The following is an 18,968-nucleotide window of genomic DNA, read 5'->3' on the forward strand; positions in this document are numbered from 1 at the left end:
CGGCGGCTGGCTTCGGCTCGGGCTCGCGGCCCGGCTCGGTAGGGGTCAGGCGAAGCGGGCGCCGAGGCCGCCGTCGACGGCCCAGTTCGCTCCGGTCACATAGGACGCGTACGGGGAGGCGAGGAAGCAGACGACGTTCGCCACCTCCTCGGGGGTGCCGATCCGGCCCAGGGGCTGCGCGTCCAGGACGGTGCGCTCCAGCCCCGGATCGGGCGAGCGGTCGAAGAAGTCCTGCACCAGTCGCGTACGCACATAGCCCGGGCTGACCGCGTTGACGCGTACGCCGTGTTCGGCGACCTCCAGCGCGAGGCTGCGCGTCAAACCGACCAGGCCGGACTTGGCCGCGGCGTACGGGAACATGCCCCGGCTGGTCAGCGAGGAGTGCAGCGAGGAGATGTTGACGATCGACCCCTGGCGGGCCGCGATCATCGGCGGCAGCACGGCTTTGGCGCACAACCACGCCGACTTGAGATCGACGGCGAAGACGGTCTCCCAGTCGTCCTCGGTCATGGCGACCGGATCGAAGTACGCGTTGCGCCCGGCGTTGTTGACCAGCACCGTCACCGGCCCCAGCTCGGCCGTCAGGACGCGGAAGGCCACGTCGACCGCGGCGGCGTCGCTGACGTCCGCCTGGACGGCGTACCCGATGGGCGCGGGATGCAGGTCGATCACCCCGACCCGAGCCCCTTGCTGCTCAGCGGCGGTGGCGATGGCGGCGCCGATGCCCTGTGCGCCGCCGGTGACGACGACGACCTCCCCGGCGAGCATGGCGGACCTCCAATAGTCATACTGTATGGCAATTGGAGAACCTACGAGCCGACCGCCATCACGTCAAGGAGGAGCAGTGACCTCGGACGCCACCCGCGGACTGCACGGGTACCTCGTCGACCGGCTGGGCCGCATGATCGCCTCCGGCGAGCTGACCACCGGTGCCCGGATCGTGCCGGAGGAGCTGACCGAGCAGTTCGGCGCGTCCCGCCCGGTCGTCCGCGAGGCGCTGCGGGTCCTGGAAGCCAAAGGCATGGTCCGGCCCCGCCCGAAGATCGGTACGCGCGTCCTGCCCATGCGGCAGTGGAACCTGCTCGATCGCGACGTCATCCGGTGGCGCGTCGCCGGCCCGGACGGCCCCCGCCAGCTCGACGAACTCAGCGATCTACGGACAGCGGTGGAGGTGCACGCCGCCCGCCGCTGCGCCGCGTACGCCGCCCCGGAGCAGGTGGCCGAGCTGCGAGCGGCCTGCGACGCGATGGCAGCCGCAGCGACCGCCCGGGATCACACCGCGTTCACCACGGCCGACGTCGAGTTCCACACGACCCTGCTGGCGGCGTCGGGCAACGCCATGTTCCGCCACTTCACCGAACCGTTCGCCGCCTTCCTCACCGCCCGGGAAGACCTGCGTACGCTGCCCGACCAAGTCGACCCCGGGGTCGTCGAGAGCCACCGAAGGCTGGTCGCCGCGATCGAGTCCCACGACGGCGACGGTGCGGCCGCGATCGCGCACTCCCTCATCGAGGCGGCTCGGGCCGAGGTGGCCGCCCGCCTCCCCTAGAGCCGCCCGCCCGCGTGCCCGCCACTCCGCTGAGCCCAACCGAACCGAGCCGCTGGACCACCCGGGCCCATGTCGCAAAGCCGCCAGCCGAGCCGTCACTCCGCCCAGGCGACCGCCTCGCACCAGAACCGGGCGACGAAGGCGCTCGATCCTGCGGAGACGACCAGAATCCTGCCAGTTTGCCTCCTCGACTGCGAGCCAGGCGTACGCCGGATCGCCGCCCAGCACGCGCCACTCACCGACGACGCGGTGAAGTGGCTGACCGAACTGGCCGGCGATCCGATCGAGGAGCCAGGCGTACGCGATGTCGCCGCGGCCCGCCTCGCCACCCGTTGATCAGTCCCTTACGGAGTTGATCAGGGCGCCGTGGACACGACACACCGGTCGATCACGCACATAGGTTCATGATCGCGCGGAAACAGAGGGGGTGGTGGTGGACGGGGAGGCGGGGGAAGTGGCGGTGAGGGCGGCGAGTTTTTCGCCTTCGACGTCCACGTTGGGCAGGATCTTGTTCAGCCAGCGCGGCAGCCACCACGCGGCCTTGCCCAGCAGCGACATCAGCGCCGGGATGATGGTCATCCGGACCACGAACGCGTCGACCAGCACGCCGAACGCCAGCGCGAAGCCGATGGACTGGATGAGCGTCTCGCTGGAGAAGACGAACCCGCCGAAGACGCTGATCATGATGATCGCGGCCGCGGTGACGACCCGGGCGCCGTGCCGGAAGCCGGTCACGATCGCCCCGCGGGCCGACGCCCCGTGGACGTAGTCCTCTCGCATCCGGGTCACGAGGAACACCTGATAGTCCATCGCGAGTCCGAACAGGATGCCGATCAGCAGCACCGGCAGCATGCTCATGATCGGTCCGGTCTCCTCGACGCCGAAGACCGAGCTGAGCCAGCCCCACTGGTAGACGGCCACGACCGCGCCGAAGGTCGCCGCGACGCTGAGCAGGAAGCCCAGGGTGGCGGTCAACGGCACCAGGATGGATCGGAAGACGAGCAGGAGCAGCAGGAACGCCAGTCCGACGACGACGCACAGGTACGGCACGAGCGCTTCGCCGAGGCGAGCCGAGACGTCGATGGCCAGCGCCGTCTGGCCGGTCACCGACACGGTGGCGCCGGTGGCGGCCTTCAGGTCGCCGGCTTGGTCGCGGATCGCGGTCACCAGGTCGGCCGTCTTCTCGTCGTTCGGTCCGGTCTTCGGGATCACGGCCAGCAGCGCCGTGTGGCCGTCCGGGCTCACGCCGGTCGGTGAGGCGTACAGGACGTTGTCGACCTTCATCAACGCGCCGGCCAGGGTCGCCGAGGTGGTCTGCGGGTCGCTGCCCGTGGGCAGCTCGGCCACGATCACCAGCGGCCCGTTGAAGCCAGGGCCGAAGCCTTCGGACATCAAGTCGTACGCCTTACGCTGCGTGGTCGACGAGGCCTGCATGCCGTCGTCGGGCAGCCCGAGCCGCAGGCTCGCCGCCGGAACCGCGAGCGCGGCGAGCCCGGCGACCGCGAGGATGAGCGCGGGTACCCGGAAGCGGACGATGAACTTCGCCCAGCGCTCGCCCATCGGCGTCGAACCAGCCTCGTCCGACTCTGGGTCCGGCGTACGCCGGCCGAACAGCCGCCCACGCACGAGCCGGGTGCCGGTGAACCCGAGCAGCGCCGGGAGCAGCGTGATCGCGACCAGCACCGAGACTGCGACGGTCGCGGCGGCGGCCAGACCCATGCTGCGCAGCAGCGGGATGCCGACGACCGAGAGCGCGGCCAGCGCGATGATCACGGTCAGGCCGGCGAAGACGACGGCGGATCCGGCGGTGCCGACCGCACGGCCGGCGGCTTCCGGGCCGTTCTTGCGTACCAGCAGCTCATGCCGGAAGCGGGAGACGATGAACAGGGAGTAGTCGATGCCGACCGCGAGGCCCAGCATGAGCGCGAGGATCAGGCTGTTGGAGTTGATGTCGAACCAGCGGGCGGCCAGCGCGATGCCCGAGATGCCGACGCCGATGCCGGTGAGGGCGGTGAGCAGTGGCAACCCGGCCGCGATCAGCGAGCCCAGGGTGACGACGAGCACGACGGCGGCGATGACGATGCCGAGCACTTCGACGATGCCGGTCTCCGGGTTGGCGCGCAGGGCGTCACCGCCCACCTCGACGGTCAACCCTTGATCCCGGCCGAGCTGGGCGGCGTCGAACAGCGCCTCCCGGTCGGAGTCGGTCAGGGCCATGCCCTGTACGCCGTAGGTGACCTGGGCGAAGGCGTACCGCGGGTTGTCCGGCGAGATCGTCTTCGCGGTGTACGGGTCGGCCACATTGGCGACCTGGGGCGCCTTGTTCAGGGCGGCGACCACGGCTCCCACCGCGCTCTGCACGGACGGGTCGGCGACCGTCTTGCCCTCCGGCGCGACGAAGACGACCCGGGCGCTCGCCCCGCCGGCGTGCGCCTCGGGGAACCGTTCGCTCAACTGGTCGATCGCCTGCTGCGATTCGGTGCCCGGAATACTGAAGTCGTTACTGGTCTTGCCGGCGAAGAGGGCGGCCCCGGCGCCCGCGAGGGCGAGGAACACCACCCAGACCGCCAACACGAGCCACCGTCGGGCGTACGCGAACCGGCCGATTCGATAGAGGAACGTTGCCATCGGAGCACTCCAATATAAGAGGTAGGCAGCCGTCATCACGACGAAACACGCAGTTCACGGTGGGTGAAAAGCGCTCGCCTCTGCTCCTCAAACTAGCCGATCGGCAAGGCGGCGACAAGCCGATCGGCAAGGTCACACCTTGCCGATCGGCTAGCTGGCACACTTGCCGATCAGCTAGCTTTGACGGAAGGCATTCAGCGTCCCTAGAGTGAATGAGCTGGTAGGGAGGACGCCGTGACGGGATTGGCGGAGGCCGGACCGCGGGGTCAGGAGCGCACCCGGCAACGCCTGCTGGACGAGGCGTGTCGGCTGTTCGCCCTGTACAGCTTCGCCGGGACGTCGCTGCAGATGATCGCCGACCACCTCGGTGTGACGAAGGCCGCTATCTACCACCACTTCAAGACGCGCGACGACATCCTCACCGCGGTGATCCAGCCCGCCATGGAGAACCTGCGCACCATCATCGAGACGGCCAAGGCGCAGCGTACGCCGTCGAGCCGGGCGGACACGATGCTGCGAGGATTCGTCGACCTGACCGTCAAACACCGCCGTCTCATCGGGATGATCGGCACCGACCCGGGCATCACCAGCGCCCTGCAGAGCCATCCGGACATCGCCGAGCTGCTCCAGCAGCCAGGCGAGCTGCTGATGTCCGACGACTCCCCCGGCTCGGAGGTCGCCGCGACGGTGGCTCTCGCCGGGATCGCCGCCGCCGCGTCCTCCCCTGTCCTGCAACGGTTCGACGACGACGCCATGCGTGAGCAGCTGCTCGCCACCGGTCGCCGGATCCTGGGGCTGCGCGCCCGGCGTTCCTGACCGCAGACTGCAACCCGTGACGGGGGCCTGGCCGTGTCCCAGGCGACCCATCCCCACGATCACGGGCGGTAGCAGTGGATTTCGCGGAGTTCTACCAGGCGACCTCACCCCGGACGCTGCGGTACGCGTACGGGCTGACGGGTGACCTCGCCCAGGCTCAGGACGTCGTCCAGGAGGCTTACATCCGCGCCTGGCAACGCTGGCGGCGGCTCAGCGGGTACGACGACGCCGAGGCATGGCTGCGGCTCGTGGTCTCCCGGCTCGTCTTCGACTGGTGGCGGCATCTGCGCGTACGCCGTAACGCGCCGGTCGAGTCGCCGGCCCCGGTGCCGCCGCCCTCGGAGGACACGATGCTGGTCGTGGCGGCTCTGAAGAAGCTGCCCGAACGGCAACGGCAGGCGCTCGCGCTGCACTATCTGCTCGACGTCTCCGTGGCCTCGATCGCGGCCGAGTTGCGCGTCAGCGAGGGAACCGTCAAGTCGTGGCTGTCGCGTGGCCGGGACAACCTCGCGACGGTGCTCACCGCGGAGATGTCGCAGGCCCGCATGGGCTCCGCTGCCGACGTCGCGGAACTCGGCCGCCGCCGACGGCGTACCCGGGTAGCGGCGACGGTGACCGCCGCGGGGCTGGTGGTGATCGCGGTGATCGTGCTGACGACGGCCGTGCTGGGCCGGAACCGCACGATGCCGCCGCCGCCGACGATCAATCCCACCGGCAGCCCGATGGTCTTCTCGCCCTTGCGTCGCGTGGGCTCGATGCCGCTGGACGGGCTGGCGTATCCGGAGGTCGCGGTCCAGAACGGGCGCGCCTACGTGATCGACACCGCCGCGCCGGGAGTGCGGGTGCTGGCCATGAATCTGGCCGACGGCAGCCAGGCCTGGCCGCGCGTGGATCTGCCACCCGCCGGGCCGGCGGACTCCGTTCTGGTCGGCCGGATCCTGATCACGCCACAGGTGGTCATGGTCCTCACGGGCACCTCGACCCAAGGCGTCACGACGACCACCGCCTCCGCGATCGACCCTGCCACCGGGCAGAAACGCTGGTCCCGCACCAGTTCCGCGGAGCCTGACGACGTCCAGGTCTTTCCTGGCGTCGCTGTCTTCGCCGACCGCGCGGCCGGCACGATCGTCGGCGTCGACCTGCAGACCGGTGATACGCGCTGGCAAGTGGCCACACCGGCGCACCGGGTCTTCGGCATGACGGTCCCGGGCGACCTCGCCCGCTCGGACCTCGACACCGGCACACCCACGATGGGCAACAGCGAGGACCAGCTGTATGTGTCAGACGGCAAGGAGACGATCACCGAGTACGCGGCGTCGACGGGCAATCCGACCGGACGCGCCTGGCACGGCATCCCGCCCAACGACGGCTTCCTGGCGTACAACGGGGACATCTACATCCGCAGCGCACGCGAGCTGTATCGGCTGCACGTCGACGACGGCAAGCTCAGCCGGGAGTACGCCGGCGGCGGGGTGACGGCGATGTCGCCCTGCGGCCTGGCGGACATCTGCCTGATCGACGTGGCCGAATCCGGCGGCCACAACGTCGTCGCCGTCCACGACGGCCAGGTCAAGTGGACGGTCTCGGTTCCCCGCGCGACGCGGCTGGCCCCGGTCGGGCTCGCGCTTCGGGTCGCCGGCAACGCCGCCAACGACGGCGCTGTCGTGCTCGCCACGGACGGCCGGGAGGTCCTGCGTACCAGGGAGGACAGTCGCGTGCTGCGGCTCGACGCCGGCAACCTCCTCGTCTGCGAGTGGACCAACGAACGGTCGGTCCGGTTGTCCGGCGTACCGGCGGGGGCGCCGCAACTTGAGTCACTCGGCGGGCTCGACACTGCTCAAGGGCAGCTGGCCGCCGAGGGGACGGCGTTGGTCGCCGTCGTCGGCGGAGAGCTGGTGCTCTACTCGATGGTGGGCTGATAGCTGATCCGATTCCGGTGCAAGATCGTCGGCTGCCGCGAATCTTGGGGGTGATAGCGCCAAGAATGGCGGCAGCCGACGATCTTCGAGGTGCGGATCGCGATGAATGGCGGCAGCCGACGATCTTCGAGGGTGCGAACTCCATGATCAACGCGGCGGAGGCTTCCGATAAGCGCGTCCATGGCGCGATCTGCGGTTTTGCCGATCAAATGGGTGGGTAGCAGGCAGTATGGGAAGGAGACGACAGAAAGGGCGACCATGCTCGCGTTGACCGTCCGTCCCGGACAAGCCGATTCGCTGGAACTCAGTGACATGCCCGAGCCGCAGCCCGGCCCGGGTGAGCTGCTCGTCGACGCGGTCGCCGTGGGCGTCTGCGGCACCGACCGGGAGATCGCCGACGCCGAGTACGGCTGGGCGCCGGCCGGCGAGGATCGGCTCATCCTCGGCCATGAGTCGCTGGGCCGCGTACGCACCGCGCCCGCCGGATCTGGTTTCGCCGAAGGCGATCTGATCGTCGGAGTGGTGCGGCGGCCCGACCCGAAGCCGTGCGGCGCCTGCGCCCGGGGCCAGTTCGACATGTGCCGCAACGGCGAGTACACCGAGCGCGGCATCAAGGAGATCCACGGCTACGCCAGCCAACGCTGGACCGTCGAGCCGGAGTACGCCGTGAAGCTGCCCACCGAGCTGGGCGAGGCCGGTGTGCTCATGGAACCGACCTCGGTCGTGGCCAAGGCGTGGGAACAGATCGACCGGATCGGCGGCCGAGCCTGGTACGAGCCGCACACCGTGCTGATCACCGGGGCCGGCCCGATCGGGTTGCTCGCCGCGTTGCTCGGTGTGCAGCGCGGGCTCGACGTCCACGTGCTGGACATCGTCACCGACGGCCCGAAACCGGCGGCGGTGGCCGCGCTGGGCGCGACCTATCACAGCGAGCCGATGGACCGGCTGACCGAGCGGCTCAACCCCGACGTCATCGTCGAGGCGACCGGAGTGTCCTCCCTGGTCATCGAGGCCATCAGCGGCACCGCCGAGTACGGCATCGTCTGCCTGACCGGAGTGTCCGTGGCCGGCCGGAAGATCAGCGTCGACATCGGCGGCGCCAACCGGTCCATGGTGCTGGAGAACGACGTGGTCGTCGGCTCGGTCAACGCCAACCTCAGCCACTTCCAGCAGGCGGCCGACGCTCTCACCCGGGCTGACCGGACGTGGCTGGAATCGCTCATCACCTCGCGCAGCTCGCTGCAGAACTACGCCCACGCCTTCGAACCCGATCCGAACGGGATCAAGCATGTGATCGACATTTCCTGACACACCCCCGGGGAGGCGCCCATGCCCGACCGTCAGATCAACATCCTCCAAGGCCGCACGTTCATGGTCAGCGACGAGCGCGGCGACGTGGCCCCCAACTACGACCTCCCGGGCGGCTTGTTCTTCCGGGACATGCGCCACCTGTCGCGCTGGGAGCTGCGGCTCAACGGCCGCCCGCTCGCCGCGCTGTCGGGCCAGCCCGTCGAGTACGACGAGGCGGTCTTCTACCTCCAGCAACCGACCGGCACCGTGTACCTGAACCCGTCGCTGTCCGTGCTGCGCCGCCGGCATGTCGGCGAAGGCGTACAGGAGCAGCTCACGGTCACCAACCATGGGGCGCGGCCCGCGGTCCTCGAACTCTCGCTGCTGTTCGAGGCCGACTTCGCCGACATCTTCGAGGTCAAGGACAAGCAGGGCAAGACCGGCCGGCACTACCGGCGCATCGAGAAGGGCGCGGTCGTGCTCGGCTACGAGCGCGGCGAGTTCCGGCGCGAGACCCGCATCAAGGCGCCGGGTGCGCGCTTCACCGAGCAATCCATGTCGTACGCCTTGGAGCTGGCCGCGACGGAGACGTGGAGTACGGAGATCGAGATCTCGGTGGCGACCGCCGCGATCCGGCCCGTCCCGCACCTGGACCATCGGCCGCAGATGCCGGTGAGTCTGGAGGACTGGCTGGCGCAGGCCCCGGAGCTGGACACCGACTGGGACGATCTGGTGCACACCTATCGGCGCAGTCTCATCGACCTGGCGGCGTTGCGGTTCTATCCGGACACCGTGCCGGACGCTTCGCTGCCGGCCGCCGGGTTGCCCTGGTTCATGGCGCTGTTCGGGCGTGACAGCCTGATCGTGGGCTACCAGACCCTCCCGTACGCCCCGGAGTTGTGCCGGACGACGTTGCGAGCGCTCGCCGCCCAGCAGGCGTCCACGATGGACGACATCCGCGACGCCGAACCGGGCAAGATCCTGCACGAGCTGCGGCACGGCGAGCTGACCTACTTCGGCCAGCGCCCGCAGTCGCCCTACTACGGCAGTGCCGACAGCACGCCGCTGTTCTTGATCGTGCTCGACGAGTACCACCGGTGGACCGGCGACAGCGCGACGGTCCGCGACCTGGAACCGCACGCCCGAGCGGCGATCCAGTGGATGCGGGAGTTCGGGGACGCCGACGGCGACCTGTTCATCGAGTACGCCACCCGCAATCCCGAGCAGGGCCTGGTCAACCAGTGCTGGAAGGACTCGTGGAACGCGATCGTGCACCCGGACGGGACGCTCGCCACCCTGCCCCGGGCCACCTGCGAGATCCAGGGGTACGCCTACGACGCCCGGCTGCGGGCGGCCCGGCTGGCCCGGGACTGCTGGAACGATCCCGCGCTGGCGTCCACACTGGAGGCCGAGGCGGCGGCGTTGCAAGAACGGTTCGTCGACGCCTTCTGGCTGCCCGACGAGGGGTTCTACGCACTGGCCTTGGACGGCCAGAAACGCCCGGTGCCCACGCTCACCTCGAACGTCGGCCACCTGTTGTGGAGTGGGATCATCCCGCCGGCCCACGCGGCATCGGTGGTGGGGCACCTGATGGGTCCGGCGATGTTCTCCGGCTGGGGCGTACGCACGCTCGCCGACGGGCTGACCGCGTACAACCCGATGGAGTATCACAACGGGACGGTGTGGCCGCACGACAACGCCATCGTCGCCGCCGGGCTCGCCCGGTACGGCTTCCGTGCGGAGGCGGCCGTGATCGCGGAGGCGATGCTGACGGCGGCTGCGCTATCGGGGTTCCGCCTGCCCGAGGCGCTCATCGGGACGGCCCGCGACCTGACGGAGATCCCGATCGCGTACCCGTCGGCGTGTTCGCCGCAGGCCTGGGCCGCCGGTACGCCGCTGATGCTGCTGCGGACGCTGCTCGGCCTGGAACCGGACGGGGACCAGCTGACCGCCGACCCGTACCTGCCGTCGCGCTGCGCCCGGCTGATGCTGCGCGGCGTACCGGGCGCATGGGGGAAGGCCGACGCGGGGATCTGACCAACCTCGGCCCTCTCACCCGCCGCGTTGATCGTCGGCCGCCGCCAATCATGGCCCCCCCGCCGCGTTGATCGTCGGCCGCCGCCGATCTTGGCGGTCGGCACCTCCATGATCGTCGGCCACCGCCGAACAACTAGCTCTGAGCGGCAAGATTGTCGGCCGCCGCCGATCTTGAAACAGCCCGAGGAGGCGGACGATGATGGCCTCATGTTCCTGACCCACCTCGACTGCCCTCGCTGCGGCGCGCAGCATGACGCCGATCGGCCGCAGAACCTGTGCACCTGCGGTTCTCCCCTGCTGGCCCGCTACGACCTGCCCGCGATCGCGAACGCGGTCGAGCCGGGTGACGTCGAGCGGCGGGGCGCGGACCTGTGGCGGTATCGGGAACTGCTGCCGGTCCGCTCGGCCGAGCACGTCACGACCCTCGGTGAGGGCTGGACGCCGCTGTGGCCCGCCGCCCGCTACGGTCCCGCGATCGGGCTGAACCGGCTGCTGGTCAAGGACGAGGGCCTCCTGCCGACCGGCGCCTTCAAGGCGCGGGGTGCCGCGGTCGGCGTATCCCGGGCGCGGGAGCTGGGCATCCGGCACGTGGCGATGCCGACCAACGGCAACGCGGGCGCGGCCTGGGCGACGTACGCCGCCCGCGCCGGGCTCGCCGCCACGATCGCCATGCCCCATGGTGCGCCGGTCATCACGCGGCAGGAGTGCCTGGTCGCTGGGGCGGATCTGCACCTGGTCGAGGGCGTCATCAGCGACGCCGGGCGGCTCATCGCGGCTCTGATCGCCGACGCCGACGGGGCGATCTTCGACGTCTCCACGCTCAAGGAGCCCTACCGCATCGAGGGCAAGAAGACGATGGGGCTGGAGATCGCCGAGCAGCTGGGCTGGCGTACGCCGGACGTCATCCTGTATCCGACCGGCGGCGGCGTCGGGCTCATCGGCATCCACAAGGCGCTGCTCGAACTGCGTACGCTCGGCTGGTTGCAAGGCGAGCTGCCCCGGTTGGTGGCGGTGCAGTCGACCGGCTGCGCGCCGGTGGTGAAGGCGTACGACGCGGGACTTCGTCAGGTCGAGGCGTGGCCCGACGCGTCCACTGTGGCCTTCGGCATCAACGTGCCCAAGCCGCTTGGCGACGAGCTGATCCTCGACGCGATCGCCGAGAGCGACGGCACCGCGATCGCCGTCGACGACGCCGACATGCTGGCGGATCTACGGGAGTTCGGGCGGCTCGAAGGGCTCATGCTCTGCCCGGAGGGCGCCACCTGCCTGACCGCCGCCCGGCTGCTGCGCGAACGCGGCTGGCTCGGCGCCGACGACGAGGTGGTCCTGCTCAACACCGGCGCGGGCGTCAAATACCCCCTCGATCTCGCCTGACGGCCACACCGCCCAGGAATCAGCACGGATGCACTTCCGGGTGGGCGTACCACCAGGGTGCGTAGGCGGGGCTGGCGGTGGCGGCCTCGGCGTAAGCCTTCGCGGCCGCGCCGTAGATCGCGCCGGCTCGCGCGTCGGTGATGGACTGGCGACGCCAGGCGAACACCAGCCGCATGCCGAGCGGGTCGCCGGTCAGCCGCCGGATCGCGATGCCGCCCAACGGGTTGGAGGACGGTTCGACGAGCTGCACCGCCTGGCCGGAGCTGATGAGCGGGCGTCCGCCGCCGCTGGGCACCTGATAGCGGATCTTCGGCTCGAAGCCGGCGTCGTGGCACGCCGTACGCAAGGAGGTGAGCGAGCCGTCGTCGGCTCCTGGCGGGCAGATCCAGAACTCGTCGCGAAGGTCGGCCAGCTCGATGTCGTCCCGGACCGCCAGCGGGTGCTGGGCGGAGATGGCCAGGAGCACCGGCAGCCGCGGGATGAACGTGCGTTGCGCCAGGTCGCTCGCGAGCGGTACGCCTTGGTCTTCCATGAATCCGATGAGCGCGATGTCGAGGCGGCGATGGGCCAGCGCTTGGGCGAGGACGACGGCCGACGGTTCGACCTGCAGGGCGAACTCGGTGTCGGGTAAGGCTTGCCGCACGTAGGTCAGCATGCTTCCGACGCATTCCATGTGGGCGGAGCCGAGCAGGATCTCCCGGTTCTTGCGATCGCCGTGGGTGATGCTGCCGATGAAGCCGTCGAGTTCGCTCAGCACCAGCCGGGCGCGGGCGGCGGCCTGTTCCCCCAGTGCGGTGGGCTGGATGCCGGTGCGGCCGCGGACGAACAGCGGCCCGCCGACCGATCGTTCGATGCGTTGCAGCAGCGTGGTCAGGGCAGGCTGGGTGATGCCCAGGTGAACGGCGGCTTTCGACAGGCTCCCGGCGTCGGCGATGGCGCAGATGGCACGCAGGTGGCGGATCTCCAGATCCATAGGCCGATGTTATAGCGATTGGAATGACTACAGGGCGATCGCCCATGTCAGGGTTCCCGTGGATGAAGTCAGCTCTTTCGATGCCAAATCGAGTTGGCGCGGCCAGTTCGGCCGACTTCGACCATCCCCGTCCCCCAGAACCCCGGAGCCTCCTATGCGACTTCCTCGCAGCAGACCTCTCCTTGCCCTGATAGCCGCCGCCGCGATGACGCTGCCGACCGTGCAGGCGCCCATCCCGGCGGCGGCCGGTCCAGCGCCGCAGACGTCCGCGGCGACGGCCCACGGTCCCGCGCCGTCGGCGGCGTCGACGGGAAGCGGCAGCGCGCATGTGCGATCGGGAGCCCAGCCGATCCAGGACCGCGCGCCTCGCCCGGCCACCACTGATGCCGTACGCCAGAGCTACGACAACCCGCAGACCACGCCCCGGCAGAACCGTCCGTCGACGGCTAGGTCGTCCGTCACCGCCGCGGCCGCCTGCAACGTCGCCGACTTCACGAGCCGCACCGGCAGCGCGCTCGTGCAGCAGATCAAGGCGTCGACGACCGACTGCGTCAACACCCTTTTCACGCTGACCGGCAGCGACGCGTACTACGCCTTCCGGGAGGCGCAGATGGCCGGCGTCGCCTACGGATTCCGGGACAACGCCGGGTCCTATGCCGGTGACAACGCCACCGGCACGGCGCAGCTGGTGCTGTACCTGCGGGCCGGCTACTACGTCCAGTACTACAACGCCTCCACGGTCGGCAGTTACGGCGTCACGCTCCAGACCGCGATCCGAGCCGGGCTGGACGCCTTCTTCGCCAACGGCCACTCCGGCGACGTCAACGACGCGAACGGGGAAACCCTCGCCGAGGCGGTCACGCTCATCGACAGCGCCGTGGAGAACGCTCGGTACATCTATTTCGTCAAGCGTCTCCTCGCGAACTACACCAACGCGTACAACGCGTATTGGTGGATGCGCAACGCCGTGAACAACGTCTTCACGGTCACCTTCCGCGGCCACCAGGTGCCCGCGTTCGTCAGCGCGGTGCAGTCCGATCCCAGCCTGATCGATTCGCTCTACAACTTCGCGTCCGCGCATCGCGATCTGCTGGGCACGGACAACAGCTTCCTGACCTCCAACGCCGGCCGGGAACTCGGCCGATTCCTTCAGCACACGGCGTTGCAGTCGCGCGTTCGGCCACTGGCTCTCGGGCTGCTCGGCATCAGCGCGATCACCGGCACGACCGCGCCGCTGTGGGTGGGCGTGGCTGAGATGACCGACTACTACGACCAGGCCAACTGCGCCTACTACGGCACCTGTGACCTGGCTGCGCGGCTCGCGAGCGCCGTGCTCACGGTGACCTACGCCTGCGGATCGAGCATCACGATCAAGGCGCAGGACATGACGTCCAGTCAGCTGTCGGCCAGCTGCACGAGCCTGACCAGCCAGGACGCCTACTTCCACAGCGTGGTCGCCGACAGCGGCGCGGTCGCCAACGACTACAACACCGACATCGAGGTGGTGGTGTTCGACTCGAGCACCGACTACCAGACCTACGCCGGCGCGATGTACGGCATCGACACCAACAACGGCGGCATGTATCTGGAAGGCGACCCGGCGAACTCGGCCAACCAGGCCCGGTTCATCGCGTACGAGGCCGAGTGGGTGCGCCCGGCTTTCGAGATCTGGAATCTCAACCACGAGTACACCCACTACCTCGACGGCCGCTTCGACATGTACGGCGACTTCAGTGCGGGCGTCACCACGCCGACGATCTGGTGGATCGAGGGATTCGCCGAGTACATCTCGTACTCGTACCGCAACGTCGCCTACGACGCCGCCATCGCCGAGGCGGCGACCGGCACGTACGCGTTGAGCACCCTGTTCGACACGACGTACAGCAACGACACGACGCGCATCTACCGATGGGGCTACCTGGCCGTGCGCTACCTGCTCCAGTCCCATCGATCGGACATGACGACGGTGCTGAACTACTACCGCAGCGGCAACTGGACCGCGGCGCGCACCTACCTCACCAGCACCATCGGTACCCGCTACAACGCCGACTGGTACACCTGGCTGGCGGCTTGCGCGGCCGGCGCCTGCGGCGGCTCCACGCCGACCAACAACCCGCCGACCGCCTCGTTCACCACCACGACCAGCGGTCTGACGGCGACCTTCACCGACCGCTCGACGGACAGCGACGGCACCGTCGCCTCCCGCCGGTGGACGTTCGGCGACGGCACGTCCTCCACGGCGACCAACCCCAGCAAGACGTACGCGGCCGCCGGCGCCTACACGGTGACCCTCACCGTGACCGACGACGACGGCGCGACCGGCACCACCTCGGCGACGGTCACCGTCGGCGGCGGTGGCGGGATGACCGAGTGCACCAACTCCGACGTGCGCCAGCTGGACCGCAACTGCCGGCGCAGCAACCTGTCGGCGACCACCGGCAACTACTCCTACCTCTACATCTACCTGCCGGCCGGCGTCAGCCGGCTCACGATCACCGCCTCGGGCGGCTCCGGCAACGCCGACCTCTACTACAACAGCAGCAGCTGGGCGACCACCAGCTCGTACACGAGCCGCTCGACCGCCGGCGGCAACACCGAGAGCCTGACCATCACCAATCCACCCGCCGGCTACAACTACATCAGCCTGTACGCGGTCTCCGGCTTCAGCGCCGTGACCGTCGCGACCCAGTACTGACGCCGCTGAACCGATCCCGCCGCGGGGGCCTGCTCGACCGAGCCGGCCCCCGCCGACTGCGTTAAGGCTTCACAGGTGGAGTGTCGTGCCGGTAAGGTCTTCACATGTCGATCTCCCGTCGCGCGCTTCTGTCCACAGTGCCCGCAGCCGCCCTCCTCACCGTGGCGGGCCAGATCCGCGCCGGCAAGGCCCAGGCGGCGCCCGGTGACCAGGACCGGCTGATCGCCAACACGGTGGCGATGCTGGCCGGTACGCCGGAGAGCAACGCCCGCCCGGAGGTCGCCGACAAGCTGGCCGCGATCGAGTCGACGGCGCGTACGTGGTTGCAGGCGCTGGACACCGCAGGAGCGGGCGAACTGTTCAAGGGACTGCCGCTGGGCACGAGCGACACGAATCTGAAGAGCACCAGCCAGCACCTGTACGAGATCGCGCTCGCGACCCGGGTCCCCGGCGGCGCGCTGAACGGCGACTCGGCGATCCAGGATCGCGTCCTGCGGAAGCTGCGCTGGCTGCACGAGAACTACTACGGCGACCAGAGCAAGGGCTACTACGGGAACTGGTTCAACTGGGAGATCGGCGTCTCGACCGACGTCACGCGGACCCTGGCGCTGCTGTCCGGCGTCGCCCCGGCCGACCTCGTCAGCGCGTACGTGGCCAGCATGGACGCGTATCTGCGCAACGGCAAGAACGGCGACGTCGACCTGGACTCGCGGTTCCACACGGGCGCGAATCTCGCCGACATCACCGCCAACCGGATTCTGCAGGCGGCGCTGCTGGGTGACGACGCACGGCTGGCCAAGGCGGTCGCCGACCAGTTCACGGTGTTCTCGACCGTCGACCCGTACAACCTTCAGCACGGGGTCACCGACGGGTACTACGCCGACGGGTCGTTCCTGCAGCACGCGTCGGTGGCGTACACCGGGTCGTATGGGAAGGGCCTGCTCACCCGGGCGGTGCAGACGATCAAGGTGCTCGACGGCACGAGCTACGCCTCCACCGGCACCGTCGTCCCGGTCGTGCAGAGCTGGGTGGTCGACGGCTTCGCCCCGCTGATCTTCGAGGGCTACCTCATGGAGATCGTCAAGGGCCGCGCGGTCTCGCGTACCACCACCGGCTACGCGGACGTCGCGATCATCGTCGAGGCCATCGTGGACCTCAGCGGCTACAGCGCCGACGCGGCCGGCCTCAAGAGCTACATCAAGCACATCCGCCAAAGCTCCCGCGCGACGCTCACGCCCACGTCGTTCGTCTCGCCCGTGAGCATCAGCCGGTACGCCGACCTCATGGCGGACGCGGCGATCCCGGCGGCCGACCTGAACCCGGCGAGCCGCAGCGTGGCGTTCAACGCGATGGACCGGGTGGTCCACCGCCGTCCCGGGTACGCCTTCGCGCTGGCCCGCAGCTCGGCCCGCATCTCGGCGTACGAGTACATGAGCGGCGAGAACCTGATGCCGTGGTTCCAGGGCGCCGGAGCGCATTACCTGTACCTGGCGGGGCAGGACCACACCCAGGCGTTCGGGGTGGACTACTACACGACGGTGTCGCCGTACCGCCTCGCCGGGATCACCGCGCCGGAGGAGGTCCGGCGGACCGTCCCCGAGCTGTACGGCACGCTCTGGTACGACAAGCCCGAGCTGGGCTTCACCTCGTCCTCCGAGTCGCAGAACACCTACGTCTACTTCCCGGTCTGCACCAACGAGTACTCCGGCGGCGCGGTGCTGGGCGCGTACGGTGCGGCCGGGCTGATGCTCGGCGACGACGCCGCGTACGCCGCGCAGCAGGCCGGTCAGTTGCCCGCCGACTTCGTGGCGTACCGCAACGCCGAGGCGACCAAGTCGTGGTTCCTGCTCGACGACGAGATCGTCGTGCTCGCGGCGGGCGTACGCGACGGGGCCGGGCGCGCCGTGACGACGACGTTCGACAGCCGCATCGCCGGTGCGTCCGATGTGGTCACTCTGACCGAGGGCGACCGCTGGCTCCGGTACGCCAACGAGACGCAGCAGAACGCGGTCGGCTACCGCTTCCTCGCCGGTACGCGGCCGACCGGCGCGACCGCGTCGGTGACCGCCAGCCGGCGCGTGGTGCGTACCACCAACCCTGACACGAAGGTGACCAAGCAGGTGTTCACGCTGGGCGTCACCGAGCCCGCCGGCGCCGTTGCGGCCGCCTACGCGTACGCGATCGTCCCGAACGCGTCGGCCACCGACCTGGCCGCGTACGAGGACTGCCGGCTGACGATCCTGGCGAACACCCCGAAGGCACAGGCGGTCAAGCACACAGGGCTGGGCCTGGTCGCGGTCAACACCTTCACCCCCGGCGACCATCACGCCGAACGGCTGGTCGTCGACGGCCCGGCGTCGGTCCTCGCGCAGACCACCCGCCGGGGTGACGTGACCATCGCAGTCGCCGACCCGACGACCCACCGGGACACGGTGACCGTGACGATCCACGGTCGCACGCTCCGGGCGGTCGAATCCGACGAGGGGGTGCGGATCCGCCCGGTCGCCGGCGGAACTCGGATCGAGGTCGCCACGCGGCACGCGTACGGCCGTAGCTTCACGGCCGTGCTGCGCGCGGACCGGTAGCGACTGTGGCCGATCTGTAGGGCCCCTGTAGACGATTGCCCACACTCTCCATTAAGGCCGCATTCCGGCCGTGACTGATGGAGGTAAGCATGACCCTTACCCGACGCTGGATCCTCTCCCGCGGCGCGGCCACCGCCGTCGCGGCGGTGGCCGGCTCGACCGTCCTGGCCGACCAGGCGTTCGCCCTGCCCGCCGTCGACATGGAGCTGGTGCTCCTGGCGGCCGAACTCGACCCGCCCAAGCCCGACGAGGGCCTGACCCCGAACGCGTACGCGAGCGTGCTAGAGGTGGAGAAGGCGCTGAGCGCCAAGGGGTTCCTGTCGTCCAGCCTGGTCGACGGCCACTACGGCACCTCGACGGTCTCCGCGTACGCCGCCTACCAGCGGTCGCTCGGCTACACCGGAATCGACGCCAACGGCATCCCGGGCCCGACGTCGCTGACGTCGCTCGGCTCGGGCCGGTTCACGGTCAGCCGGTCGGTGTCGACCGGTTCGACCACCGACAGCTACGGCGGCCAGCGGGTGAACACCCGGACGAAGAACATGCTGGCCAAGGCGGACTCGCTGGTCGCCACGTCGATCGTCCTGTCGCAAGGCTCCTACACCTCGTCCAACCCGTCGTCGGCCGGTACGCACGACGGCGGCGGCGTGGTCGACATCTCGGTCAGCGCCCTGACCACGACCCAGCGGTGGCAGACCGTGAAGGCGCTGCGGACGGTCGGCTTCGCGGCCTGGCTGCGCAACCCGTCCCAGGGCGACTGGCCGTACCACATCCACGCGGCCGCGGTGCTCGACCCGGACATGGCCGAGACGGCCCGCGACCAGATCTACGACTACTACATCGGCAAGAACGGGCTCGCCAGCCACGCGGCCGACGACACCCCGACGGCGTACCGCATGCCGTTCACCTGGTGGGAGCAGTACAAGCGGTCGCTGTAAGCCGTCCGCTGCAGCGCTGGATCAGGGTCCGGGTCGAATCTTGGGTCAAGATTCGACCGAGAACCCTGATCCAGCGCCAAACCGGGGTGCGAGCGCCGGGCGGGCGGCGGCCAGGAGGGCGAGGCGGGGCGGGGCGGGGCGAGGCGGGCAAGAAGACGCCAAGG

General features: G+C 69.7%; 13 protein-coding genes. 10 read left to right on the forward strand and 3 right to left on the reverse strand.

What is annotated here, in order from left to right:
• Window positions 1–45 precede the first annotated feature (45 nt).
• Window positions 46–768: an SDR family oxidoreductase gene (locus HDA40_RS12725; RefSeq protein ID WP_253755293.1), complete on the reverse strand. Its 723-nt coding sequence runs from the start codon at window positions 766–768 to the stop codon at window positions 46–48.
• A 76-nt stretch (window positions 769–844) separates the two neighbouring features.
• On the opposite strand from HDA40_RS12725, the gene HDA40_RS12730 reads away from it, so the two are divergent.
• Both HDA40_RS12730 and HDA40_RS12735 read left to right on the forward strand, forming a co-directional pair.
• Complete coding sequence (locus tag HDA40_RS12730; RefSeq protein WP_253755295.1) at window positions 845–1,549, forward strand: FadR/GntR family transcriptional regulator; 705 nt, start codon at window positions 845–847, stop codon at window positions 1,547–1,549.
• 69 nt (window positions 1,550–1,618) lie between these two features.
• Entirely contained in the window at window positions 1,619–1,885 is a 267-nt protein-coding gene (locus HDA40_RS12735; protein ID WP_253755297.1) for a hypothetical protein, read from the forward strand.
• 66 nt (window positions 1,886–1,951) lie between these two features.
• Here HDA40_RS12735 and HDA40_RS12740 read toward each other — a convergent pair whose 3' ends face one another.
• Window positions 1,952–4,177 (reverse strand): MMPL family transporter, encoded by a 2,226-nt coding sequence (locus HDA40_RS12740; RefSeq protein ID WP_253755298.1) that lies wholly within the window; start codon window positions 4,175–4,177, stop codon window positions 1,952–1,954.
• Between the two features lie 234 nt (window positions 4,178–4,411).
• Here HDA40_RS12740 and HDA40_RS12745 point away from each other — a divergent pair, with 234 nt between their 5' ends.
• The 5 genes from HDA40_RS12745 to HDA40_RS12770 all read left to right on the forward strand — a co-directional run bounded on the left by HDA40_RS12745 (window position 4,412) and on the right by HDA40_RS12770 (window position 11,613).
• Window positions 4,412–4,993 (forward strand): TetR/AcrR family transcriptional regulator, encoded by a 582-nt coding sequence (locus tag HDA40_RS12745; RefSeq protein WP_253755300.1) that lies wholly within the window; start codon window positions 4,412–4,414, stop codon window positions 4,991–4,993.
• A 74-nt stretch (window positions 4,994–5,067) separates the two neighbouring features.
• Window positions 5,068–6,912: a sigma-70 family RNA polymerase sigma factor gene (locus tag HDA40_RS42095; protein ID WP_308197699.1), complete on the forward strand. Its 1,845-nt coding sequence runs from the start codon at window positions 5,068–5,070 to the stop codon at window positions 6,910–6,912.
• Window positions 6,913–7,170: 258 nt separating this feature from the next.
• Window positions 7,171–8,220 carry a glucose 1-dehydrogenase gene (locus HDA40_RS12760; RefSeq protein ID WP_253755302.1) on the forward strand — a complete coding sequence of 350 codons (1,050 nt, stop codon included), beginning with the start codon at window positions 7,171–7,173 and terminating at the stop codon, window positions 8,218–8,220.
• Between the two features lie 21 nt (window positions 8,221–8,241).
• Window positions 8,242–10,239 (forward strand): amylo-alpha-1,6-glucosidase, encoded by a 1,998-nt coding sequence (locus HDA40_RS12765; protein ID WP_253755303.1) that lies wholly within the window; start codon window positions 8,242–8,244, stop codon window positions 10,237–10,239.
• Between the two features lie 207 nt (window positions 10,240–10,446).
• The gene (locus tag HDA40_RS12770) at window positions 10,447–11,613 is read left to right on the forward strand and encodes a threonine synthase (protein ID WP_253755305.1); all 1,167 of its coding nucleotides are present in this window, start codon (window positions 10,447–10,449) and stop codon (window positions 11,611–11,613) included.
• A 19-nt stretch (window positions 11,614–11,632) separates the two neighbouring features.
• Here HDA40_RS12770 and HDA40_RS12775 read toward each other — a convergent pair whose 3' ends face one another.
• Window positions 11,633–12,586 (reverse strand): LysR family transcriptional regulator, encoded by a 954-nt coding sequence (locus tag HDA40_RS12775; protein ID WP_253755307.1) that lies wholly within the window; start codon window positions 12,584–12,586, stop codon window positions 11,633–11,635.
• 205 nt (window positions 12,587–12,791) lie between these two features.
• Here HDA40_RS12775 and HDA40_RS12780 point away from each other — a divergent pair, with 205 nt between their 5' ends.
• From HDA40_RS12780 to HDA40_RS12790, 3 genes are all read left to right on the forward strand, one after another.
• Window positions 12,792–15,281 (forward strand): collagenase, encoded by a 2,490-nt coding sequence (locus HDA40_RS12780; RefSeq protein WP_253755308.1) that lies wholly within the window; start codon window positions 12,792–12,794, stop codon window positions 15,279–15,281.
• A 104-nt stretch (window positions 15,282–15,385) separates the two neighbouring features.
• Window positions 15,386–17,866 (forward strand): polysaccharide lyase family 8 super-sandwich domain-containing protein, encoded by a 2,481-nt coding sequence (locus HDA40_RS12785; RefSeq protein WP_253755309.1) that lies wholly within the window; start codon window positions 15,386–15,388, stop codon window positions 17,864–17,866.
• An 89-nt stretch (window positions 17,867–17,955) separates the two neighbouring features.
• Window positions 17,956–18,804 (forward strand): peptidoglycan-binding domain-containing protein, encoded by an 849-nt coding sequence (locus HDA40_RS12790; protein WP_253755310.1) that lies wholly within the window; start codon window positions 17,956–17,958, stop codon window positions 18,802–18,804.
• Window positions 18,805–18,968 lie beyond the last annotated feature (164 nt).

Origin of the sequence: Hamadaea flava (assembly GCF_024172085.1) — a bacterium.
GTDB classification, from domain to species: domain Bacteria; phylum Actinomycetota; class Actinomycetes; order Mycobacteriales; family Micromonosporaceae; genus Hamadaea; species Hamadaea flava.

What these genes read in the sequence shown, in the direction of transcription:
- HDA40_RS12775 (WP_253755307.1), bottom strand. Translation starts at nt 12,586, where the DNA reads ATGGATCTGGAGATCCGCCACCTGCGTGCCATCTGCGCCATCGCCGAC.
- HDA40_RS12785 (WP_253755309.1), top strand. Translation starts at nt 15,386, where the DNA reads ATGTCGATCTCCCGTCGCGCGCTTCTGTCCACAGTGCCCGCAGCCGCC.
- HDA40_RS12770 (WP_253755305.1), top strand. Translation starts at nt 10,447, where the DNA reads ATGTTCCTGACCCACCTCGACTGCCCTCGCTGCGGCGCGCAGCATGAC.
- HDA40_RS12740 (WP_253755298.1), bottom strand. Translation starts at nt 4,177, where the DNA reads ATGGCAACGTTCCTCTATCGAATCGGCCGGTTCGCGTACGCCCGACGG.
- HDA40_RS12760 (WP_253755302.1), top strand. Translation starts at nt 7,171, where the DNA reads ATGCTCGCGTTGACCGTCCGTCCCGGACAAGCCGATTCGCTGGAACTC.
- HDA40_RS12790 (WP_253755310.1), top strand. Translation starts at nt 17,956, where the DNA reads ATGACCCTTACCCGACGCTGGATCCTCTCCCGCGGCGCGGCCACCGCC.
- HDA40_RS12780 (WP_253755308.1), top strand. Translation starts at nt 12,792, where the DNA reads ATGACGCTGCCGACCGTGCAGGCGCCCATCCCGGCGGCGGCCGGTCCA.
- HDA40_RS12725 (WP_253755293.1), bottom strand. Translation starts at nt 768, where the DNA reads ATGCTCGCCGGGGAGGTCGTCGTCGTCACCGGCGGCGCACAGGGCATC.
- HDA40_RS12765 (WP_253755303.1), top strand. Translation starts at nt 8,242, where the DNA reads ATGCCCGACCGTCAGATCAACATCCTCCAAGGCCGCACGTTCATGGTC.
- HDA40_RS12735 (WP_253755297.1), top strand. Translation starts at nt 1,619, where the DNA reads ATGTCGCAAAGCCGCCAGCCGAGCCGTCACTCCGCCCAGGCGACCGCC.